Annotated in this window: 21 protein-coding genes; 12 read left to right on the top strand and 9 right to left on the bottom strand. The window is 63.5% G+C overall.

The window, feature by feature from the left end; all coding sequences use genetic code 11:
• Positions 1-10 precede the first annotated feature (10 nt).
• Together RYH74_RS02640 and dprA are read right to left on the bottom strand one after the other, a co-directional pair.
• Entirely contained in the window at positions 11-568 is a 558-nt protein-coding gene (locus RYH74_RS02640) for an L-threonylcarbamoyladenylate synthase (RefSeq protein ID WP_025337188.1), read from the bottom strand.
• Between the two features lie 42 nt (positions 569-610).
• The gene (gene dprA, locus RYH74_RS02635; RefSeq protein WP_317408922.1) at positions 611-1708 is read right to left on the bottom strand and encodes a DNA-processing protein DprA; all 1098 of its coding nucleotides are present in this window, start codon (positions 1706-1708) and stop codon (positions 611-613) included.
• Positions 1709-1915: 207 nt separating this feature from the next.
• Between dprA and def the strand changes: the two genes are divergently transcribed.
• Genes def through RYH74_RS02610 form a run of 5 tightly spaced genes read left to right on the top strand, consistent with a single transcriptional unit; the run spans position 1916 to position 6445 of the window.
• Complete coding sequence (gene def / locus RYH74_RS02630; RefSeq protein ID WP_003260000.1) at positions 1916-2422, top strand: peptide deformylase; 507 nt, start codon at positions 1916-1918, stop codon at positions 2420-2422.
• A 60-nt stretch (positions 2423-2482) separates the two neighbouring features.
• Positions 2483-3415: a methionyl-tRNA formyltransferase gene (fmt, locus tag RYH74_RS02625; RefSeq protein ID WP_317408921.1), complete on the top strand. Its 933-nt coding sequence runs from the start codon at positions 2483-2485 to the stop codon at positions 3413-3415.
• A complete protein-coding gene (gene rsmB, locus RYH74_RS02620) occupies positions 3412-4722 on the top strand; it encodes a 16S rRNA (cytosine(967)-C(5))-methyltransferase RsmB (protein ID WP_317408920.1) in 1311 nt (436 codons plus the stop codon). The genes fmt and rsmB overlap by 4 nt, the downstream gene beginning before the upstream one ends.
• A 23-nt stretch (positions 4723-4745) precedes the next feature.
• Positions 4746-6119, top strand: a complete 1374-nt coding sequence (gene trkA / locus RYH74_RS02615; protein ID WP_013970264.1) for a Trk system potassium transporter TrkA — start codon at positions 4746-4748, stop codon at positions 6117-6119.
• Between the two features lie 11 nt (positions 6120-6130).
• A complete protein-coding gene (locus tag RYH74_RS02610; protein WP_061550195.1) occupies positions 6131-6445 on the top strand; it encodes a tetratricopeptide repeat protein in 315 nt (104 codons plus the stop codon).
• A gap of 97 nt (positions 6446-6542) precedes the next feature.
• On the opposite strand, the gene RYH74_RS02605 is transcribed toward RYH74_RS02610, so the two are convergent.
• Both RYH74_RS02605 and RYH74_RS02600 read right to left on the bottom strand, forming a co-directional pair.
• On the bottom strand, positions 6543-7430 hold the full coding sequence (locus tag RYH74_RS02605) for a lysophospholipid acyltransferase (RefSeq protein ID WP_003260003.1): 888 nt from the start codon (positions 7428-7430) through the stop codon (positions 6543-6545).
• A 41-nt stretch (positions 7431-7471) separates the two neighbouring features.
• On the bottom strand, positions 7472-8023 hold the full coding sequence (locus RYH74_RS02600; RefSeq protein WP_003260004.1) for a DNA-3-methyladenine glycosylase I: 552 nt from the start codon (positions 8021-8023) through the stop codon (positions 7472-7474).
• Between the two features lie 83 nt (positions 8024-8106).
• On the opposite strand from RYH74_RS02600, the gene glyQ reads away from it, so the two are divergent.
• From glyQ to RYH74_RS02580, 4 genes are read left to right on the top strand one after another with little or no spacing between them, the layout of a single operon-like run.
• Positions 8107-9054, top strand: coding sequence for a glycine--tRNA ligase subunit alpha (glyQ, locus tag RYH74_RS02595; RefSeq protein WP_025337182.1), 948 nt, complete (start codon positions 8107-8109; stop codon positions 9052-9054).
• A complete protein-coding gene (gene glyS / locus RYH74_RS02590) occupies positions 9051-11102 on the top strand; it encodes a glycine--tRNA ligase subunit beta (RefSeq protein WP_085588885.1) in 2052 nt (683 codons plus the stop codon). Before glyQ ends, glyS begins: the two co-directional genes overlap by 4 nt.
• A gap of 3 nt (positions 11103-11105) precedes the next feature.
• Positions 11106-11633, top strand: a complete 528-nt coding sequence (gene gmhB / locus RYH74_RS02585) for a D-glycero-beta-D-manno-heptose 1,7-bisphosphate 7-phosphatase (protein WP_025337180.1) — start codon at positions 11106-11108, stop codon at positions 11631-11633.
• Positions 11634-11679: 46 nt separating this feature from the next.
• Complete coding sequence (locus RYH74_RS02580) at positions 11680-12465, top strand: lysophospholipid acyltransferase family protein (RefSeq protein ID WP_025337179.1); 786 nt, start codon at positions 11680-11682, stop codon at positions 12463-12465.
• A gap of 362 nt (positions 12466-12827) precedes the next feature.
• Here the strand turns inward: RYH74_RS02580 and RYH74_RS02575 are convergent, their stop codons facing one another.
• Both RYH74_RS02575 and RYH74_RS02570 read right to left on the bottom strand, forming a co-directional pair.
• Positions 12828-14447 carry an MFS transporter gene (locus tag RYH74_RS02575; protein ID WP_025337178.1) on the bottom strand — a complete coding sequence of 540 codons (1620 nt, stop codon included), beginning with the start codon at positions 14445-14447 and terminating at the stop codon, positions 12828-12830.
• A gap of 98 nt (positions 14448-14545) precedes the next feature.
• Entirely contained in the window at positions 14546-16192 is a 1647-nt protein-coding gene (locus RYH74_RS02570) for a GMC family oxidoreductase (protein ID WP_075046830.1), read from the bottom strand.
• Positions 16193-16413: 221 nt separating this feature from the next.
• Here RYH74_RS02570 and RYH74_RS02565 point away from each other — a divergent pair, with 221 nt between their 5' ends.
• Positions 16414-17301, top strand: a complete 888-nt coding sequence (locus RYH74_RS02565) for a LysR family transcriptional regulator (RefSeq protein WP_013970255.1) — start codon at positions 16414-16416, stop codon at positions 17299-17301.
• Here RYH74_RS02565 and RYH74_RS02560 read toward each other — a convergent pair.
• The 3 genes from RYH74_RS02560 to RYH74_RS02550 are packed head-to-tail and all read right to left on the bottom strand — an operon-like array spanning position 17290 to position 20300.
• Positions 17290-18108 carry a sulfite exporter TauE/SafE family protein gene (locus RYH74_RS02560; RefSeq protein WP_013970254.1) on the bottom strand — a complete coding sequence of 273 codons (819 nt, stop codon included), beginning with the start codon at positions 18106-18108 and terminating at the stop codon, positions 17290-17292. The genes RYH74_RS02565 and RYH74_RS02560 overlap by 12 nt on opposite strands.
• On the bottom strand, positions 18105-19376 hold the full coding sequence (locus RYH74_RS02555) for an FAD/NAD(P)-binding oxidoreductase (protein ID WP_317408919.1): 1272 nt from the start codon (positions 19374-19376) through the stop codon (positions 18105-18107). The genes RYH74_RS02560 and RYH74_RS02555 overlap by 4 nt, the downstream gene beginning before the upstream one ends.
• Positions 19377-19415: 39 nt before the next feature.
• On the bottom strand, positions 19416-20300 hold the full coding sequence (locus RYH74_RS02550; RefSeq protein ID WP_317408918.1) for an MBL fold metallo-hydrolase: 885 nt from the start codon (positions 20298-20300) through the stop codon (positions 19416-19418).
• 222 nt (positions 20301-20522) lie between these two features.
• Here RYH74_RS02550 and RYH74_RS02545 point away from each other — a divergent pair, with 222 nt between their 5' ends.
• Together RYH74_RS02545 and RYH74_RS02540 are read left to right on the top strand one after the other, a co-directional pair.
• Positions 20523-21815 (top strand): sigma-54 interaction domain-containing protein, encoded by a 1293-nt coding sequence (locus RYH74_RS02545; protein ID WP_317408917.1) that lies wholly within the window; start codon positions 20523-20525, stop codon positions 21813-21815.
• A 242-nt stretch (positions 21816-22057) separates the two neighbouring features.
• Positions 22058-22465 carry an RcnB family protein gene (locus RYH74_RS02540; protein ID WP_015268427.1) on the top strand — a complete coding sequence of 136 codons (408 nt, stop codon included), beginning with the start codon at positions 22058-22060 and terminating at the stop codon, positions 22463-22465.
• Positions 22466-22512: the final 47 nt, after the last annotated feature.

Genomic DNA, 22512 nt, shown 5'->3' with positions numbered 1-22512 from the left:
TCCAGCGATATCAGCCTGGACGAACGACTTCGCCAGTCACCAGGTCACGAATCACACTCGGGTTCTTCCTTCCACCCAAAGCCCCACCCAGCACCAGATCCAGCTGCCCATGGAAGTACTGCTCCACCCGCAACCGGGTCTTCGCCGCCGGGCGCCCGCCCGGGTTGCACGAAGTGGAAATCAACGGCCCCACCAATGCACACAGCTCGCGCACCAACGGGTGGTCGCTGACCCGCAGCGCCACGGTGTCATGCTCCCCGGTCACCCACTCGGGCAACAGGTTCTGGTGCGGTACCAGCCAGGTGTTCGGCCCCGGCCAGGTGCTGCCCATGCGGTCGATCCAGTCTTCGGGGAAATCCTCGAACAAGAAGTCGAACTGGCGGATGTTGTCGGCTACCAGGATCAGGCCTTTATCCACAGGCCGCGACTTCAGCGCCAGCAGGCGATACACCGCGTCCTCGTTCCACGGGTCGCAGCCCAGGCCCCAGACCGCTTCCGTCGGGTAGGCGATCACTGCGCCCGCCCGGATCTCACGTGCGGCTTGTTGCACACGAAAACTGCTCACCATTTCTGTCACTCCGCCTATATACCTTGCTTGTGAGCAGTGTACTTAGCCCGCGCGGGCAAACCAACGCCCGGCTTCATTACTGACCCGGCCTTCCAGCTCCAGTTCGGTCAGCTGCGCCAGCACGTCGGCCAACGGCTGCTCGCTGCAGTGGGCCAGGCTTTCGCTGGTTTGTGGCGCAGCATGCAGCAGGGCGAGCAGGGGATGGTCGAATTTATCCACAACCGCAGGCGGCAGGTTCTGCCAGCCCTGCAGGCTTTCCAGTATCTGCTCTACGCTCTCCACCAGCAGCGCGCCGTCACGGATCAACTGGTGGCAGCCCTTGGCTCCGGGGTGGTGAATGGAGCCCGGTATGGCATACACCTCGCGGCCTTGCTCGGCAGCCAGGCGTGCGGTGATCAGCGAACCACTGGCCAGGCTGGCCTCGACCACCAGCACGCCCAGCGACAGGCCACTGATGATGCGATTGCGCCGCGGGAAGTTGCCGGGCAGCGGCCCGGCATCCAGCGGGTACTCGGAAACCAGCGCGCTACCGTTGTCGATCATCGCTTGCGCAAGCGACTTGTGGCGCTGTGGATAAAGTTTTTGCAACCCCGTACCGAGCACGCCAATCGTGCCCCCACCAGCCTGCAATGCGGCCCGATGAGCGGCACCGTCGATGCCCACGGCCAAGCCGCTGGTAATGGTGAAACCGGCCTGAGCCAGGTAGCGGGAAAATGCCGCAGCAGTATCGAGCGCCGGGGGTGAAGCACGCCTGCTGCCCACAATTGCCAGCTGTGGGCGCTCGAGCAAGGCCGGGTTGCCAGCGACGAAAAGCAGCGGAGGGGCATCGTCGATTTCCGCCAATAGTGGCGGGTAGCCAGGGCCGTCCCACATCAGTAAATGCTGGCCCGGGCGCTCTAACCAGGCCATTGCGGCCAGTGCGCCCTCACGTACTTCGGCACTGCGCCGGGCATCGATGGTGGCCTGTGGTATGCCCAATGCGCGCCACGCGCCGGCCGGTGCGCACAGCGCCGAAGAGGCACTGCCAAAGGCCTCCAATAAGGTGTTAAAACGACGCAATCCCGTTTCCGGCAGCCGGTGCAGGCGTAATCGCGCCTCCAGTTCGGCAGGCGGAAGAGGCGACGAATGGTAGGTCTGCATGGGGATCATCCTTGATCGAATGGGGGCCATCGACGTGGCACAAACTGTGGATAACTTTGTTGATAACGCTTTGACAACCTGTCCATCGAATGGGCTATAAGCGGCCCTTGAAAACCCTAGCCGAGCTTTGCCAGGTGCTGAAATCCCCGTTTCCCTTTATTATGTGTGCTCAGTTTTCAACCGAACGCACAGTGACTGCCTGACCTTATGGCCATCTTGAACATTCTCGAATTCCCGGACCCGCGCCTGCGCACCATCGCCAAGCCGGTGACGGTGTTCGACGACGCCCTGCGTCAGCTGATCGACGACATGTTTGAAACCATGTACGAAGCCCCTGGCATCGGCCTGGCCGCCACCCAGGTCAACGTGCACCAGCAGGTCGTGGTCATGGACCTCAGTGAAGACCGCAGCGAGCCGCGCGTCTTTATCAACCCCACGGTCGAAGAGCTGACCCATGACATGGGCCAGTACCAGGAAGGCTGCCTGTCGGTACCTGGTTTCTACGAGAACGTCGACCGCCCGCTGCGTGTGCGGGTCAAGGCCCAGGACCGCGACGGCAAGCCGTACGAACTGGAGTGCGAAGGCCTGCTGGCGGTGTGCGTGCAGCACGAATTCGATCACCTCAACGGCAAGCTGTTCGTCGACTACCTGTCGCAGCTCAAGCGCGACCGGATCAAGAAAAAGCTGGAAAAGCAGCACCGCCAGCAAGCCTGATCCCCACCTTCCAGAAGGCTTGCTCCGGCAAGCCTTTTTCTTTTTTGAAGCGAGAACTCCATGCGCATCGTCTTTGCAGGCACTCCAGAGTTTGCCGCCGAACACCTCAAGGCCTTGCTCGACAGCCCCTACGAGATCGTGGCCGTCTACACCCAGCCCGACCGCCCGGCCGGCCGCGGCCAGAAGCTGATGCCGAGCGCGGTCAAGCAACTGGCTGTGGCCCATGACATCCCGGTGTTCCAGCCGCCGACCCTGCGCAACGCCGAAGCCCAGGCCGAACTGGCCGCACTGAAGCCGGACCTGATGGTGGTGGTCGCCTATGGCCTGATCCTGCCGCAGGTGGTGCTGGATATCCCGCGCCTGGGCTGCATCAACAGCCATGCCTCCCTGCTGCCACGCTGGCGCGGTGCCGCACCGATCCAGCGCGCCGTGGAAGCCGGCGACGCCGAGAGCGGTGTGACCGTGATGCGTATGGAAGCGGGCCTGGACACCGGCCCCATGCTGCTCAAGGTGGTCACCCCGATCAGCGCCGAAGACACCGGCGGCAGCCTGCACGACCGCTTGGCCGAGATGGGCCCGCCCGCAGTCGTCCAGGCCATTGCCGGCCTGGCCGACGGTTCGCTGCAAGACGAAGTTCAGGACGATGCCCTGGCCACCTACGCGCACAAGCTGAACAAGGACGAAGCGCGCATCGACTGGAGCCGTCCGGCCGTCGAGCTGGAGCGCCTGATCCGTGCCTTCAACCCGTGGCCGGTTTGCCACAGCACCCTCGATGGCGAAAGCGTGAAAGTGCTGGCCGCCAACTTGTCCACAGCGACAGGCACCCCCGGCGAGATCCTCTCCGCCAGCAAGGACGGCCTGGTGGTCGCCTGCGGTGACCAGGCGCTGAGCCTGACCCGCCTGCAACTGCCCGGCGGCAAGCCGCTGAACTTCAGCGACCTGTTCAACAGCCGTCGCGAGAAATTCGCCAGCGGCAAGGTGCTGGGCCAATGAATCCACGCCTCGCCGCCGCCCGTGCCCTTGCCGCTGTGCTCAGTGGCAAGGCCTCGCTGAACAGCTCGCTGCCGGCGCAACTGGACAAGGTCGATGAACGCGACCGCGGCCTGACCCAGGACCTGGCGTTCGGCACCGCGCGCTGGCAGCCACGCCTCGACCTGCTGGCCGCGCAGCTGCTGCAGAAGCCGTTCAAGGCCGCCGATGCCGATGTGCAGGCGCTGCTGCTGGTCGGCCTGTACCAGCTGTTCTACAGCCGTATCCCGGCCCACGCGGCCATTGGCGAGACCGTCGGCTGTGCCGACAAGCTGAAGAAGCCGTGGGCCAAGGGCCTGCTCAATGCAGTGCTGCGCCGCGCCCAACGCGAAGGCGAAGAATTGCTGGCCAGCATGGAGCGCGACCCGGTGGTACGCACTGCCCACCCGCGCTGGCTGCAGAAGTCGCTCAAGGCCTTCTGGCCGGAGCAGTGGGAGGCCATTTGCGCCGCCAACAACGCCCACCCGCCGATGATCCTGCGGGTCAACCGCCGCCACCACAGCCGCGATGCCTACCTGGCACTGCTGGCCGAGGCAGGTGTTGGCGCCAGCGCCTGCCAGTACAGCCGTGACGGTATCGTGCTGGCCGAAGCCTGCGACGTGCGCGGCCTGCCAGGCTTTGCCGAAGGCTGGGTGAGCGTGCAGGACGAAGCCGCGCAGCTGTCCGCCGATCTGCTGGAACTGGCCCCCGGCCAGCGCGTGCTCGACGCCTGCTGTGCACCAGGCGGCAAGACTTGCCACCTGCTGGAAGCCGAAGCCGGCCTGGCCCACGTGGTGGCCATCGACCTCGAAGCCAAGCGCCTGACCCGCGTGCGCGAGAACCTTGACCGCCTGCAACTGGACGCCGAGCTGATCGCCTGCGATGCCCGCGACACCGCCAGCTGGTGGGACGGCAAGCCATTCCAGCGCATCCTCCTCGACGCACCGTGCTCGGCCACCGGCGTGATCCGCCGTCACCCGGACATCAAGCTGACCCGTCAGGCCGACGACATCCCGGCCCTGGCCACGCTGCAAGGCGAGCTGCTCGATGCCCTGTGGCCGACCCTGGAAGTGGGCGGAATGCTGCTGTACGCCACCTGCTCCAGCCTGCCGACCGAGAACACCGAAGTGATCGATGCCTTCCTTGCCCGCACCCCGGGCGCCCGTGAGCTGGACCTGGCCACCGAAGCCGGCCTGCGCCAGCCCCACGGCCGCCAGTTGCTGGCCCAGGAAGGCGGCCACGACGGTTTCTACTATGCCAAGCTGATCAAGATCGCCGCTTCGCGCGGATAAGAACAAAAGGTAGGGAGTAGCGGATGAAGATCATCATCCTCGGCGCAGGGCAGGTAGGCGGTACGCTGGCGGAGCACCTGGCCAGCGAAGCCAACGACATCACCGTGGTCGACACTGACGGCGACCGCCTGCGCGACCTGGGCGACCGCCTGGACATCCGCACCGTGCAAGGCCGCGGCTCGCTGCCTACGGTGCTGCGCCAGGCCGGTGCCGACGACGCCGACATGCTGGTGGCGGTAACCAACAGTGACGAGACCAACATGGTCGCCTGCCAGGTGGCCTATTCGCTGTTCCACACCCCGACCAAGATCGCCCGGGTGCGCGAGTCGGCCTACCTGACCCGCGAAGAGCTGTTCGACAACGACCATATCCCGGTCGACGTGCTGATCAGCCCCGAGCAGGTAGTGACCAACTACATCAAGCGCCTGATCGAGCACCCGGGCTCGCTGCAGGTAATCGACTTCGCCGAAGGCAAGGCCCAGCTGGTGGCAGTGAAGGCGTACTACGGTGGCCCGCTGGTAGGCCAGCAACTGCGCCAGATCCGCGCGCACATGCCCAACGTCGACACCCGCGTGGCGGCCATCTTCCGCCGCGACCGCCCGATCACCCCGCGGGGCGACACGGTGATCGAAGCAGACGACGAAGTGTTCTTCATCGCCGCGAAGAAGGACATCCGCGCGGTGATGGGTGAGCTGCGCCGTATCGACGAAACCAACAAGCGTGTGGTCATCGCCGGTGGCGGGCAGATCGGCGAACGCCTGGCCGAGGCCATCGAAAGCCGCTACCAGGTGAAGATCATCGAGATGAGCCCGGCCCGTTGCCGACACCTCTCCGACACCCTGGAAAGCACCGTGGTGCTGCAGGGCAGCGCCTCGGACAAGGACCTGATGCTGGAGGAGAACATCGCCGACGCCGACATCTTCCTGGCCCTGACCAACGACGACGAGGCCAACATCATGTCGTCGCTGCTGGCCAAGCGCCTGGGTGCGCGCAAGGTGATGACCATCATCAACAACCCGGCCTATGTCGACCTGGTGCAGGGTGGCGACATCGACATCGCCATCAGCCCGCAGCTGGCCACCATCGGCACCTTGCTGGCGCACGTGCGCCGGGGCGACATTGTCAGCGTGCACTCGCTGCGCCGTGGCGCGGCCGAGGCGATCGAAGCGGTGGCGCACGGGGATTCGAAGTCGAGCAAGGTGGTCGGCAAGGCGATCGAAGACATTGCCCTGCCGCCAGGCACTACCATCGGCGCGATCATTCGTGACGAAGAGGTGATGATTGCCCACGACGACACCATGATCGAATCGGGCGACCATGTGATCCTGTTCGTTGTGGATAAAAAGCATATTCGGGATGTGGAGAAGCTGTTCCACGTCGGCTTGAGTTTCTTCTAGGAGCACAGGGCATGCGTGAATCGCTGGAGAAGATGCTGGCCAAGGGTGTGGATAACCCGCTGCTGAGGTTTGGCTTGGGCAAGGCCTGGCTGGATGAAGGCAATGGTGCTGAAGCGGCGGTGCATCTGGCACGGTGCGTGGAACAGGACCCGAAGTACTCGGCGGCGTGGAAGCTGCTGGGCAAGGCGCATCAGCTGCAGGGTGACCTGGCGGCGGCGCGCAAGGCCTGGGAGGAGGGGATCGTGGCGGCGCAGGCCCATGGGGACAAGCAGGCCGAGAAAGAGATGACCGTGTTTCTGAAGAAGCTCAACAAGACATCAGGTTAACGCGGTCCCTGTGGGAGCGGGTTCACCCGCGAATGCGATGTTGGATTCACCGACGCATTCGCGGGTAAACCCGCTCCCACAGGGGACAGTGAAAATCTCAGTACCAGCGCGGCTCGCCAGCCGGGCGCTTCTTGAAGCGCTTCATGCTCCACATGTACTGGCTCGGGTACTCGCGCACATAGCGCTCGACCACCTTGCTCATCGCCGCTGCCGACACGGTCACATCGGTGCTGTACATCTCTTCTGGCGCCGCCTCCAGGAACACCTTGAAGCCCGAGCCATCCGGCAGCCGCAGGGCATGCAGGAAGACCCCCACCGCCTTGCCCCCGGCCAGCATGTTCGGCACGAACTTGCTGGTCAGCGCCTGGGTACCCAGGAACGGCACGAACACCCCCGCCGACTCTGCCGGCTCCGGGTCGGCAGGAATACCTACCTGGCCACCACGGCGCACTTCCTTGATCACGCTGAGGATGCCTTCCTTGGTCGAAGGCGCCACGCGGTTGCCCATCTGCACCCGCTGCTCGCGCAGCAGGTCATCCACCGCCTTCAGCTTTGGCGGGCGGTAGAAGATGATCGGTTTGCACTGGTTGCAGTAGAAGTGGTTCAGCACTTCCCAGTTGCCCAGATGGCTGGTGATGCCGACCACGCCCTTGCCCGAGGCCAGGGCCTGCTCCAGCACTTCCAGGCCGTGCACTTCCTTGACCAGCTCCAGCGAGCGCTGCGGCGGCCAGATCCAGGCACAGGCACTTTCGACGAAGGATTTACCGATATCCTTCAACGCGCGGCCAACAAGCTGCTCGCGCTCGGCCGGGTCCATCTCCGGGAAGCACTTGGCCAGGTTGATGCGCACGACATTGCGCGAGCCGTTGGGGATCTTCCACATCAGCCAGCCGATACCGGCGCCGACGCGCTGCACAGCGCCCCAGGGCAGCTTGGCAAACAGACGCAGCACCCCGACCATCAGGGCGCCCTTGAACTTTTCCACAGGCGAATTCCTTATTTCAGCAAGGCGCGCATTGTAACCCCTCAGCGCAACAAGGCGGCGTAGCGATCGCAATCGGTGGTGTGGTCCATGACCATGCCGGTGGCCTGCATGAAGGCATAGCAGATGGTCGGGCCAACGAACGTGAAGCCGGCTTTCTGCAGGGCTTTGCTCATCGCCTTGGCTTCATCGGTAACCGCTGGCACCTCGCTGCGGCCCGTGAAGTGGTTGATCTTCGGCGCACCACCAACGAATGACCAGAGCCAGTCGGCAGGGTTGTCCACAGCCAGCCAGGCCTGGGCATTGCGCCTGGCAGCCTTGAGCTTGAGGCGGTTGCGGATGATGCCGGCATCCTGCATCAGCTCCTCGATGCGTTCGTCGCTCATGACGGCGAGTTTCACCGGATCGAAGCCGTGCATCACCTCGCGATAACGCTCGCGTTTGCGCAAAACGGTGATCCACGAAAGCCCTGCCTGGAACCCTTCGAGCAAAAGCATCTCGAACAGCAACGCCGGGTCACGCTGGGGCGTTCCCCATTCCTGGTCATGGTAGGCCTGGTACAACGGATCGTCGGTACACCAAAAGCAGCGTGGCATAAGGCTCCAATGAGTAGAGGGCGAGGCGAATCAGGTTATACTCCCGCTCTTTACATCCGCATCCCCAGATACAGGTGAATTTCGTGAGCCAGCCTACGCCAGCCGTGCGTACCTTCCAAGACCTGATCCTCGCCCTGCAGAACTACTGGGCCGAGCAAGGTTGTGTGGTGCTTCAGCCCTACGATATGGAAGTAGGCGCCGGCACTTTCCACACCGCTACATTCCTGCGCGCCGTGGGTCCAGAAACCTGGAACGCCGCCTATGTGCAGCCTAGCCGTCGCCCTGCCGACGGGCGGTATGGCGAAAACCCCAACCGCCTGCAGCACTACTACCAGTTCCAGGTGGTACTGAAGCCCAACCCGGCCAACTTCCAGGAGCTGTACCTCGGCTCGCTGAAAGCCATCGGCCTGGACCCGCTGGTCCACGACATTCGCTTCGTCGAAGACAACTGGGAATCGCCGACCCTCGGCGCCTGGGGCCTGGGCTGGGAAATCTGGCTCAACGGCATGGAAGTCACCCAGTTCACCTACTTCCAGCAGGTAGGCGGTATCGAGTGCTACCCGGTCACCGGTGAAATCACCTACGGCCTGGAGCGCCTGGCCATGTACATCCAGGGCGTCGACTCGGTGTACGACCTGGTGTGGGCCGACGGCCCGTTCGGCAAGGTCACCTACGGCGACGTGTTCCACCAGAACGAGGTGGAGCAGTCGACCTACAACTTCGAGCACGCCAACGTCGAGAAGCTGTTCGAACTGTTCGACTTCTACGAAAGCGAAGCCAACCGCCTGATCAAGCTGGACCTGCCGCTGCCGACCTATGAAATGGTGCTGAAGGCCTCGCACACCTTCAACCTGCTGGACGCCCGCCGTGCCATCTCGGTAACCGAGCGCCAGCGCTACATCCTGCGTGTACGTACCCTGGCCCGGGACGTGGCGCAAAGCTATCTGCAAGCCCGCGCACGCCTGGGCTTCCCGATGGCCACCCCTGAACTGCGTGACGAAGTGTTGGCTAAGCTGGAGGCTGCACAATGAGTGCTCAAGATTTCCTGGTAGAACTGGGCACCGAAGAGCTGCCACCGAAGGCCCTCGCCAGCCTCGGCGAAGCCTTCCTGGCTGGTATCGAGAAAGGCCTGCAGGCCGCTGGCCTGAACTACACCGGCAAGCAGGTTTACGCCGCGCCGCGTCGCCTGGCCGTGCTGATCCGCCAGCTGGACGTGCAGCAGCCTGACCGCAGCATCAATATCGACGGCCCGCCCCTGCAGGCTGCTTTCAAAGACGGCGAGCCGACCCAGGCTGCCTTGGGCTTTGCCAAGAAATGCGGTGTGGATCTGTCGGAAATCGACCAGACCGGCGCCAAGCTGCGTTTCTCCCAGCACATCCCGGGCAAGGCCACCGCTGGCCTGCTGCCGACCATCGTCGAAGATTCGCTCAACGACCTGCCGATCCCCAAGCGCATGCGCTGGGCGGCCAGCCGTGAAGAGTTCGTGCGCCCGACCCAATGGCTGGTGATGCTGCTGGGCGACCAGGTGGTCGACTGCACCATCCTGTCGCAGAAGGCCGGCCGTGAATCCCGTGGCCACCGCTTCCACCACCCGGAAAACGTGGTCATCACCACCCCGGCCAACTACGTCGAAGACCTGCGCAAAGCCTACGTGCTGGCCGACTTCGCCGAGCGCCGCGAGCTGATCAGCAAGCGTACCGCCGAACTGGCCATGCAGCAGGAAGGCAGCGCCATCGTGCCGCCGGCACTGCTGGACGAAGTGACCGCCCTGGTCGAGTGGCCGGTGCCGCTGGTGTGCTCGTTCGAGGAGCGTTTCCTCGAAGTGCCACAGGAAGCCCTGATCACCACCATGCAGGACAACCAGAAGTACTTCTGCCTGCTGGACAGCGAAGGCAAGCTGCTGCCGCGCTTCATCACCGTGGCCAACGTCGAAAGCCGCGACCCGAAGCAGATCGTGCAAGGCAACGAGAAGGTCGTGCGCCCACGCCTGACCGATGCCGAGTTCTTCTTCAAGCAGGACAAGAAGCAGCCGCTGGAAACCTTCAACGAGCGCCTGAAGAACGTGGTGTTCCAGGCTCAGCTGGGTACCGTGTACGACAAGGCCGAGCGCGTTTCCAGGCTGGCCGCCTTCATCGCCCCGCTGATCGGCGGCGACGCCCAGCGCGCCGGCCGTGCCGGCCTGCTGTCGAAGTGCGACCTGGCCACCGAGATGGTCGGCGAGTTCCCTGAAATGCAGGGCGTGGCCGGTTACTACTACGCGCTCAACGACGGTGAGCCGGAAGACGTGGCCCTGGCCCTGAACGAGCAGTACATGCCGCGCGGTGCTGGCGCCGAGCTGCCGCAGACCCTCACCGGTGCTGCCGTGGCCATCGCCGACAAGCTCGATACCCTGGTCGGCATCTTCGGCATCGGCATGCTGCCTACCGGCAGCAAGGACCCGTACGCCCTGCGCCGTGCCGCCCTGGGCGTGCTGCGTATCCTGATCGAGAAGCAGCTGGACCTGGACCTGACCGGTGCGGTCGAGTTCGCGGTCAAGCAGTTCGGCACCAAGGTCAAGGCCGCCGGCCTGGCCGAACAGGTGCTGGAGTTCATCTTCGACCGCCTGCGTGCGCGTTACGAAGACGAAGGCATCGACGTGGCCACCTACCTGTCGGTACGTGCCCTGCAGCCAGGTTCTGCCCTGGACTTCGACCAGCGCGTGCAAGCCGTACAAGCCTTCCGCAAGCTGCCGGAAGCCGAGGCCCTGGCCGCGGTGAACAAGCGCGTGTCGAACCTGCTGAGCAAGGCCGAAGGCGCCATCGCCGATCACGTCGAGCCGAAGTACTTCGACAACGCCAACGAGTTCTCCCTGTACTCGGCCATCCAGCAGGCCGACCAGGCCGTGCAACCGATGGCTGCTGCACGCCAGTACAGCGAATCGCTGGCCCGCCTGGCGGCCCTGCGTGACCCGGTCGACGCCTTCTTCGAGGCGGTGATGGTCAACGCCGAGGATGCCAAGGTACGCGCCAACCGTTATGCCCTGCTCAGCCGCCTGCGCGGCCTGTTCCTGGGCGTGGCCGACATTTCGCTGCTGGGGTAAGCCTTGAAACTGCTGATTCTCGACCGTGACGGAGTCATCAACTACGACTCCGACGCCTACATCAAGACGCTGGACGAGTGGGTGCCGATCCCTGGCTCGGTCGAAGCGATCGCGCAGTTGAGCAAGGCGGGCTGGACGGTGGCCGTGGCCACCAACCAGTCCGGCATTGCCCGTGGCTACTATGCGCTGGCAACCCTCGAGGCCATGCACGCGCGCCTGCGCGCGCTGGTGGCCGAGCAGGGTGGCGAGGTGGGTCATATTGTGTATTGCCCGCACGGGCCGGACGAAGGCTGCGATTGCCGCAAGCCCAAGCCTGGCATGCTGCGGGCGATCGCCGAGCATTATCAGGTCGGCCTGGAAGGCGTCTGGTTCGTTGGCGACAGCAAAGGTGACCTGGAGGCCGCCCTGGCCGTCGGTGCACAACCCGTGCTGGTGAAAACCGGCAAGGGCGAGCGGACCCTGGAAAAAGGCGTCCCGGAAACTACACTGATTTTCGACGATCTGGCAGCTATCGCCAGAGAACTAATTTAAACAGTGCGCCTTCGGGCGCATTTTTCTCAGGCGGGCATGCCCCGCAATGGTACAAGCCACTATGTCGATCCTGCAGGCGATCAGAATCTTTCTTTTTTACCTGCTGCTGGGCACCAGTTCGCTGCTGTGGTGCTCGCTGAGCTTCTTCGTCGCGCCGTTCCTGTCGTTCCCCAAGCGCTACAAGTTCATCAACGTGTACTGGTGCCGTTGCGCGTTGTTCCTGGTGCGCACCATCCTGGGTATCGACTACAAGATCACTGGCGCCGAGAACGTGCCTGATGAGCCTTGCGTGATCCTGTCCAACCACCAGAGCACCTGGGAAACCTTCTTCCTTTCCCAGTATTTCTCGCCGCTGAGCCAGGTGCTCAAGCGCGAGTTGCTGTATGTGCCGTTCTTCGGTTGGGCAATGGCCATGCTGCGGCCGATCGCGATCAACCGCGATAACCCCAAGGAAGCCCTGCGCCAGGTAGCCAGCAAGGGTGACGAGTTGCTCAAGCAGAAGACCTGGGTGCTGATCTTCCCGGAAGGCACCCGCGTGCCATTCGGCACCATGGGCAAGTTCTCCCGTGGCGGTACCGCGCTGGCAGTGAATGCCGGGCTGCCGGTGCTGCCGATTGCCCATAACGCCGGCAAGTTCTGGCCGAAGACCGGTTGGGGCAAGCGCGCTGGCACCATCGAGGTGGTGATTGGCGAACCGATGTACGCCAACGGCACCGGGCCACGGGCCATCGCCGAGCTCAACGACCGCGCCGCGGCGTGGAACGAAGCGACCCAGCGGGCCATGGGTTCGCTGCCGCCAGCAGAGGAAAAACCCCAGGAACAGATGGCCTGACCATCTGTGGATAACTTGTGAACTGTTTTTGGATTAAAAGCCTGAAGTGATCGCTAAGTGTTTGAATTAGCTGTTTATTTCTGTGTATGACATTTTTCTGAAAATCGTGCATAAGTTTTTTTGGGGCATAAGAAAACCGGCTTTTACAGCCGGTTTTTTTATGGGCTCGGTAGCAGGATTGCACCATCTGTGGGAGAAGACTGTGGGAGCGGCCTTGCGTCGCGAAAGGGCCGCAAGGCGGCCCCAGCAATTCATGCATCACAGCTGAAATCCTGGGGCCGCTGCGCAGCCCAATCGCGACACAAGGCCGCTCCCACAACAAGCGCGTCAGCGCCTGAGCATTTGGTGCAGGCCTTGAGCTGTCAGATCTTGTCGATATCCACGTCCTTGGTTTCCTTCAGGCAGAAGATCCCCACCACCAGGCTGACCCCGGTCACCAGCACCGGGTACCACAGCCCGTAGAAGATATCCCCGGTATACACCACCAGCGCGAACGACACCGTTGGCAGGAAGCCACCGAACCAGCCGTTGCCGATATGGTAGGGCAGCGACATGGAGGTGTAGCGGATGCGGGTCGGGAACAGCTCGACCATCACCGCCGCCAGCGGGCCATAGGTCATGGTCGCGATCAGGATCATCGCCACGATCAGCACCACCACCATCACCTGGTTGACCTGCCCAGGGTCGGCCTTGGCCGGGTAGCCGGCCTGTTCCACCGCCGCACGCATGGCTGCTTCGTCGAAGCCGTTGATGGTCTTGTCACCGATGTTGACCACCACATCGCTGCCGGCCACATCCACCGAGCTGTACGGCAGGCCCTGCTTGACCAGGAAGGTCTTGACCTTGTCGCACGGGCTGTCGAAACGCGCCTTGCCCACCGGGTCGAACTGGAAGGTGCAGCCTTGCGGGTCGGCAGTGACAACGATCGGCGCCTGGCGGCTGGCCGCGTCGATCTGTGGGTTGGCGTAGTGGCTCAGCGCCTTGAACAGCGGGAAGTACAGCACCGTGGCCAGGAGCAGGCCGAGCATCAGGATCGGCTTGCGGCCAATACGGTCGGACAACCAGCCGAAGAACACGAAGAATGGCGCACCAATGACCACGCTGATGATCAGCAGGGTGTTGGCCTGGGCCGGGTCCATCTTCAGCATCTGGGTCATGAAGAACAGCACGTAGAACTGCGCCGTGTAGAAGGTCACGGCCTGCCCGGCGTTGATGCTGAACAGGGCGGTGAGCACCACTTTCAGGTTCGGCCAGGAGGTGAACGACTCACGGATCGGCGACTTGCTGACCTTGCCCTGAGCCTTCATTTTCACGAAGGCCGGCGACTCGTGCATGCTCATACGTATCCAGGTGGAAATCGCCAGCAGCACGATCGACAGCAGGAACGGCAGGCGCCAACCCCAGGTTTCGAACTGGTCGCCACTGATATAGCGGCTGCCCAGCACCACCACCAGCGACAACAACAGGCCAAGGGTGGCGGTGGACTGGATGAAACCCGTGTGGAAACCGCGCTTGCCGGGCGGTGCATGCTCGGCCACATAGGTGGCCGCGCCGCCGTATTCACCACCCAGCGCCAGTCCCTGCAGCATGCGCAGGACTACCAGGATGATCGGTGCCGCGATGCCGATGCTGGCGTAGGTGGGCAACAACCCCACCGCGAAGGTGGACAGGCCCATCAGCACGATGGTGACCAGGAAGGTGTACTTGCGCCCGATCATGTCGCCCAGCCGGCCGAACACAAGCGCACCGAATGGCCGCACCAGGAAGCCGGCGGCAAAGGCCATGAGGGCGAAGATGAAGGCGGTGGTGTCGTTCACGCCAGCGAAGAACTGCTTGCTGATGACCGCTGCCAGCGCACCATAGAGAAAAAAGTCATACCACTCGAAAACAGTCCCGAGGGATGACGCGAAAATGATCTTGCGTTCTTCACGACGGCTGGAGCTGCTGGCCGCCGCACCCTGCTCTTGGATGTAATCCGACATCGTTGCTGTCCTCGGCCCGCAGGCCACAGTGATTATTCTTGTTGTTCCACTGTCGGCAGCTTCTGACCGCCAGCTGCCGGTACTGCACGCACCCGGGGTCAGGGCGTCGGTATCGCGTCTTCGTTCAGATAGGTCTGGGTGGCAGCTCCTTTGAGGATCAGTTGCGCCGCCTTCTCGGCGATCATCAGGGTGGGTGAACAAGTATTGCCGGAGGTGATCTGCGGCATGATCGAGGCGTCCGCCACGCGCAGGCCAGGGATGCCGTGTACGCGCAACTGGTTATCCACAACGTCCAGTTCGCCATTGCCCATGCGGCAGGTGCCTACCGGGTGGAAGATGGTGGTGCCGATCTTGCCGGCGGCTTCGAACAGCTCTTCTTCGGTTTGCAGGGCTAAGCCCGGCAGGTATTCCTTTGGGTCGAACGCAGCAAGGGCTGGGGCCTGGACGATCCGCCGGGTAAGGCGAATGGAGTCGGCGGCGACGCGCAGGTCCTGGGGGTCGCTGAGGTAGTTGGGGTCGATCAGCGGTGTGCTGTTCATGTCGCTGCTGCGGATATCGATACGCCCGCGGCTGGCCGGGCGCAGGTTGCACACCGAGGCGGTAAAGGCCGGGAACCTGTGCAGTGGCTCGCCGAAGCGCTCAAGTGACAACGGCTGCACGTGGTACTGCAGGTTGGCGGTGGCCTGCTCCGGGCTCGAACGCACGAACGCGCCCAGTTGGCTCGGCGCCATGGCCAGCGGGCCACTGCGGTCATAGAGGTAGCGCAGGCCCATGCCCATCTTGCCCCACAGGCTGTTGGCCATCTGGTTCAATGTACGGGTATTGCGGATCTGGTAGATCAGGCGCAGTTGCAGGTGATCCTGCAGGTTGCCGCCAACACCGGGCATGTCGTGACGCACGCCAATGCCCAGGCTTTCCAGTAACTGCCGCGGGCCGATGCCGGAGCGCTGCAGGATACCGGGAGAGCCTACAGCGCCCGCACAGAGGATGATCTCGCGACGTGCCGCAAACTCGTGCCAGGCATCCTGCCAGAACGCCTTCACCGCCCGTGCACGGGTGTTGTTGAGCAGCACCTGGTCAACCTGAACGCCGGTCAGCACGGTGAGGTTGGGGCGGTCCTTGATCGGTCGCAGGAAAGCCTTGGAAGCGTTCCAGCGCACACCGCTGCGCTGGTTGACCTGGAAATATCCACAGCCCTGGTTGTCGCCGGTATTGAAGTCATCGACCTTGCCGATGCCGCTTTGCTCGGCGGCATCACGGAAGGCATCGAGGATCGGCCAGCTATAGCGCTGGCGCTCGACCCGCCATTCGCCATCACCACCGTGGTGCTCGCTGGCGCCGGCAAAATGGCTTTCGCTGGCCTTGAACAGCGGCAGTACGTCCTTCCAGGCCCAGCCGTCGTTGCCTTGCTCGGCCCAACGGTCGTAGTCGGCGGCCTGGCCGCGCATGTAGATCATGCCATTGATCGAGGAGCAGCCACCCAGCACCTTGCCGCGTGGATAACCCAGCGCACGACCGCCCAGGCCGGGCTGCGCCTCGGTCTTGAAGCACCAATCGGTGCGCGGGTTGCCGATGCAATAGAGATAACCGACGGGGATATGGATCCAGGGATAGTTGTCGCGCCCACCCGCTTCCAGCAGCAGCACTCGGCAGGAAGGGTCGGCGGACAAACGATTGGCCAACAGGCAACCGGCGGGACCGGCCCCTACGACCACGTAGTCGAAGACAGAATCGGCTGATGGCATGTGCAACCTCGGGCCTGATTATTATTCTTGTCCCGATCCATCTTAGTGAGTAATTTCGTGGAGGAAACACGAGATTTCGCGCAGCCGCTGTGCGTTTTAGCACAGTGGTAAGTCTGTACTGGCCTCTTCGCGGGCACGCCCGCTCCCTCAAGGTAACGCGATCCCTGTGGGAGCGGGCGTGCCCGCGAAGAGACCGGAACGAACTGCCAAAAAGGATCAGCATGTTCGACTGGAACGATCTGCGGTTTTTCCTCGAGTTGCAGCGCAGCGGCCGCCTGCTTACCGCCGCCAAGCGCCTCAACACCACCCACAGCACCGTGGCCCGGCACATCGAGAGCATCGAGCAAAGCCTGGGTACTGCGCTGTTCGTTCAGCATGCCCAGGGCTATGAACTGACCCCCTCGGGCCAGGCCCTGCTCAAGCACGCCGAAGCCATGGAAAACGTCGCCCTGCTGGCGCAGGAAGAAATCACCCAGGCCATCACGCCGCTGGGCAAGATTCGCCTGGGGGTGACCGAAGGCATCGGCATCATGTTCTTCACCCCGCGCATGAATGCGCTGTTCGACCGCTACCCCGGCCTGGAAGTGGAGTTGGTGGCGGTACCGCGCTTCGTCAGCATCCTCAACCGCGAGGCGGAGATCAGCATCCACCTGGAACGGCCCAACGCCGACCTGCTGATCACCCGCAAGCTCACCGACTATCGCCTGGCCCTGTACGCCAGCCAGGACTACCTGGATCGCGCGCCCCCGCTGCGCAACCGCGAGGACCTGGCCCGGCATAGCTGGATCGGCTACGTCGACGACTTGCTGTTCAGCCAGGAACTGCTGTTTCTCAACAGCTTCTGCCGAGCCCCCAACGTGGTGTTTCGCAGCACCAGCGTGATCGCCCAGCAAACCGCCGCCCGCGCCGGGCTGGGCATCGCCGTACTGCCCAACTACATGGCCCGCCACGACCCGACGCTGGTGCGCGTGCTGCCTGGCGAAACCATCCAGCGCAGCTACTGGATCTGCACCCGCCGCGAACTGCACAAGTCGGTGCGCCTGCGGGTAGTGTGGGACTACCTGCTGGCGCTGTGCGCGGCAGAACAGAGCGAGCTGCTAGCCCAGTAGCGCCTTGCCGGCCAGCAGCAGGGCCGCAGCCCAACCGGCCACGGCAAACATCTGCTGCAAGCGCGGCCCGGCCAGCCTGGCCGCCAATGGCCGCGCCAGCAGCAGGCCGAGCACCGCGCCAACGGCGAACGGGGCGCCAACCTGCCAGTGCATGACCCCTGCGAGGCTGGCGCTGACCACACTTCCGGTGGACACCAGCGCGATCACCGCCAGCGAAGTGGAGACGATGCTGGCCATGCGCAGGTTGGTGTAGCGGTTAAGGGCCGGGATGATGACAAAGCCACCGCCCACGCCGAGCAGGCCGGATAGCAGCCCGGACAATGCGCCGGTGAAGGCCAAGGCGCGCGCGCAGGGCAGGGTCCAGCGCAAACGGCCCTGCAGCGGGTTCAGCACGCAGGGTTCGATGTAGCGATGGGCATCATTGGCTTCGCCGCGCAGCTCCTTGGCCGCCTTGCGCCAGATGCGCAGGCAGGCATACACCAACACCCCGGCGAAAACCAACTGCAGCGGCGTGTTCGGCAGGCGGTGCGCCAGCATCAGCCCGAACGGCGCCGCTGCCACACCGATCAATGCGATGAACAGCGCCGCCCGATAGCGCACCAGGCCCTGCCGCAAGCCCAGCACAGCACCCACCGCTGCCGCCATGCCTACGGCCAGCAGGCCGACCGGTGCCGCCTCGACCATCGACAGCCCCAGGCCGAACACCAGCAAAGGCACTGCGAGAATGCCACCGCCGGCACCGGTCAACGCCAGCACGGCACCGATGATCGCGCCCAGGCCCGCTCCCAGTATTTGATGTTCGATCACTGCCGACCCTCGGCTACCAACGGCTGTGGCCGTGCCAGCCACTCGCGGCCCTTGAGCATGCCTTTCCAGTACAAGGGTGGCAGCACCTGCGCCTTGAGCAACCAGGCCAGACGTGTCGGCTTGCGGCCATCCTGCAACCAGTTGGGGAAGCTTGGAGCCAGCTTGCCGCCATAGGTGAACTCGGCAAGGACGATCTTGCCGCGCTCGACGGTGAGCGGGCACGAGCCATAACCATCGTACTGGGCCAGGGTAGGCAACCTGCCCAGGGCCACCAGCACGTTGTTGGCCACGACCGGAGCCTGCTTGCGTGCAGCGGCGGCGGTCTTGGCATTGCTGGTGTTGGTCACGTCCCCAAGGGCATGGACATTGGTGAAGTGGCGATGGCGCAGGGTGTGCGGGTCGACATCGACCCAGCCGGCGCTGTCGGCCAACGGGCTTTCACGAATGAAGTCCGGTGCCACCTGCGGCGGTACCACGTGCAGCATGTCGAAGGCCTCGATACGGGTTTCGCTGCTGCCATCGGCCAAGGTGCGCACGAAGGTGGCGCGCTTGTTCGGGCCGTCCACGGCGACCAGGCGGTGGGAAAAATTGAGGTCCACGGCGTACTTGTCGATGTACTTCATAAGTGCAGGCACATAGTCCGCCACTCCGAACAACACTGCGCCGGCATTGAAGAAGCTGGCTTTCACAGCCCCCAGGTGACCATGCCGCAGCCAGTGGTCGCAAGACAGGTACAGCGCCTTCTGCGGCGCGCCTGCGCACTTGATCGGCATGGGCGGCTGGCAAAACAGGGCTCGGCCTTGCTTGAGCTTCTGTACCAGTTCCCAGGTGTAGGGCGCCAGGTCGTAGCGGTAGTTGGAGGTGACGCCGTTGCGGCCCAAGGTCTCGCTGAGGCCATCAATGGCCGCCCAATCCAGCTTGAGGCCGGGGCAGACCACCAACTGTTCATAACTGATGGCGCGGCCGCCTTCGAGGAGGACCAGTTGGCCCAGCGGGTCGAACCCCTGCACACGTGCCTTTATCCAGCGCACACCACGCGGAATGGTCGAGGCCATGGTGCGGGCAGTGCTTGGCGCCTTGAACACACCGGCACCGACCATGGTCCAGCCGGGCTGGTAGTAATGCACTTCGGCGGGGTCGATCAAGGTCACATCCAGCGACGGGTCACGGCTGATCAGGCTGGAAGCGGTGGCGATTCCGGCGGCGCCGGCACCGACGATGACCACTTTGTGGTGGTCGGTATTGGCAGGGGACAACAAGGCAGGCATGGCGGTAAATCCTGTAAATCTGGTTATGGGGCAGGGCGGTCACAGCTTGTTCAGCGGAATCTTCAGGTAGCTCACACCGTTATCTTCCGGCGCGGGGAACTGGCCGCTGCGCATGTTCACCTGCACCGAAGGCAGGATCAGCACGGGCATGTCGAGGGTCTTGTCGCGGGCTTCACGCATGGCGACGAAGCTGTCCTCATCGATGCCCTGGTGGATATGAATATTGTTGGCGCGCTGCTCGGCCACGGTGGTGACGTACTGCATGTCACGGCCACCTGGCATGTAGTCGTGGCACATGAACAGCCGGGTCTGGTCGGGGAAGGCCAGCAGGCGACGGATCGAGCGGTACAGGGTGCGGGCATCGGCCCCAGGGAAGTCGCAACGGGCGGTACCGTAGTCGGGCATGAACAGGGTGTCGCCGACGAACACCGCTGTCTCGCCGGCGTCCTCGATCATGAAGCTCATGCACGCAGGCGTGTGCCCCGGGGTGTGCAACGCGCGGGCATGCAGGTTGCCAATGCGGAAACCTTCCTCGTCCTCGAACAGCACATCGAACTGGCTGCCATCGCGGGCGAAGCCAGGCTCGGCGTTGAACAGAGCACCGAACACTTTCTGTACCTGGGTGATGTGCGCGCCGATGGCGGTATGGCCGCCGAGCTTTTCCTTCAAATAGGCCGCTGCCGAAAGGTGGTCGGCATGCACATGGGTTTCCAGCACCCACTGCACCTCAGCTCGCAGCTCCTTCACCCGGTCAATCAACTGGTCCGCAGAAGCAGTGCAGATACGCCCCGACTTGGGGTCATAGTCCAGGACACTGTCGATCAACGCACACTTGCGCGTTTCGCCGTCCATGACCAGGTAGCTGATGGTCGAGGTCGCCTTGTCGTAAAAGGCGTCCACGTGCAGGTTGTTGCCGATGATCATCGCGTTCTCCAATTTATCCGCCCAGCCTTGTACAGGCGTAGGCAGTGCCAGGAGGTTTATCAAGATGCATGCCAGGCATTTTCCTGCGCTTGGGCCAATGAAACCGGCCCGTTGCTGACAATCGCCGACGACAGTGGCAGCGCAGATGGCAGTCGACTGTCAGCCAATGGCAGTGTTTGGCAGTCCTTGTTACCCTGCGCCGGTCATCCAATCGGTGCCGTCATGCCTGAAGCCCATCCCCTCATCCTAGCTTTGGTTTCCTATCTTGAGCACGATGCCCTGCCAACCATCGTGCTGGATACCGACTACAACATCCTGGCGGCCAACGCTGCCTATCGCCGCCAGTTCGGTCGCCATGAGCAGGCGCCGCTGGGTGAGAAATGCCACAAGGTCTCGCACCACTACGCCGTGCCTTGCGACCAGGCCGGCGAGCATTGCCCGATGCGCAAGGCGTGGCACAGCAAGGTTCCGGAGCGGGTGTTGCACATTCATCACACACCACGCGGCCCGGAGCATGTGGATGTCGAGCTGCGGCCGATCCTGGATGAACAGGGCAGGGTGGTGGCCTTTGTCGAACGCCTGACCAGCATCACCCTCGCGTCGGCGCAGCCTCAGGAACAAGGCCTGGTCGGCCGGGCGCCAGCGTTCAAGGCGGCCCTGGCCAGCCTGCAACGTGCGGCGCCGGCGCAGATCCCGGTGTTGCTGCAGGGTGAGTCGGGTACCGGCAAGGAACTGTTCGCCCGTGCGGTGCACATGGGCAGCCCCAGGGCCAACGGCCCGTTGGTGGTGGTCGACTGTACCGGCCTGACCGAGTCGTTGTTCGAGAGCGAGTTGTTCGGCTACGAGAAGGGCGCGTTCACTGGCGCCAACCAGCGCAAGATCGGCCTGGCTGAAGCGGCGCACGGCGGCACCCTGTTCCTCGATGAAATTGGTGAGGTACCGCTGGCGATGCAGGTGAAGCTGCTGCGCCTGATCGAGTCCGGCAGCTTCCGCCCGGTGGGTAGCCTGCGCACAGTGCATTCGGATTTTCGCCTGGTGTCGGCAACCCATAAACCGCTCAGGCAAATGGTCGCGGACGGCAGCTTCCGCGAAGACCTGTACTACCGCATCAGCGGCTTCCCGATCCGTCTGCCGGCGTTGCGCGAACGGGTAGAAGACCTGCCCTTGCTCGCCCAGAGCCTGCTGCAGCGCATGGCTGGCAAGCCGACGCCCAGGCTGAGCGACGAAGCTTTGCAGCAGCTTGGGCTGCATCCATTCCCGGGCAACATTCGCGAACTGCGCAACATTCTGGAAAGGGCGCGCTTGTTTGCCGATGACGGGCTGATCCGGCCCGAGCATTTGCCGGAGGATATCGGCCCGGCGGGGGCGATCAAGACAGGTGGCCGGCGCAATCACCTGGGTGAGCTGGCGCAGGCACTGGAACAGTTCAAGGGCTCGCGCAGTGAACTGGCCCGTCACCTTGGCCTGAGCGAGCGCACGCTGTATCGCCGGTTGAAGGAGCTTGGCCTGAATTGACGCGTTCGGTTAACGCGGTCTGCAAGGGCCCGCGTATCCCCGAGGGCAACACATATCCTGTGGGAGCGGGTTCACCCGCGAACACCGGCGAAGCCGGTGGCCATCCACCGCGCCTCCTCAGACCTTTACCGGACCTTTACCTCTGTCCTGACATTAAGCGGGAATGATTGTGGTCTGATCAGTTAACCGAACCTGGCAGCCAGTCAGCCCCCGCCAGGCGTCAACATGCAGAGGACCGCAAAATGAAGAAAACCCTGACCGTGATCTGCGCCGCGCTCATGCTAAGCGCCCCCTTGGCCAGTTTCGCGCAGCCAGGCCCACCTGACCGGCATGATGGCGGCCCATCGCACCAGGGCAACCCACCGCATGGGCAGCCACAGTACCAAGGCCGACATGATAATGGTCGCGGTCCTGCCTACCGCGACCCGAACTTCCGCCCACAACAGGGCATGCCGGTTCCGCATCAACAGTGGCAACGTGGCCATGTGGTTGACCCGCACTACCGTGGCGACCGGTACTGGGTGACCGACTGGAAAGCACGCCACCTGTATGCGCCACCGCGTGATCACCGTTGGTTGTATGTGAACGGGGACTATGTGCTGGTGGCTATTGCCAGCGGTGTGATCGTCAACGTCCTCAGCGGTTACTGATTTCTGCAGGCACTAAAAAGCCCGCTTCCGCGGGCTTTTTAGTGCCT

Origin of the sequence: Pseudomonas sp. LSJ-87, from assembly GCF_032971465.1 — a bacterium.
GTDB classification, from domain to species: Bacteria; Pseudomonadota; Gammaproteobacteria; order Pseudomonadales; family Pseudomonadaceae; genus Aquipseudomonas; species Aquipseudomonas putida_Z.
This window is presented reverse-complemented; position numbering and strand designations above follow the sequence as displayed.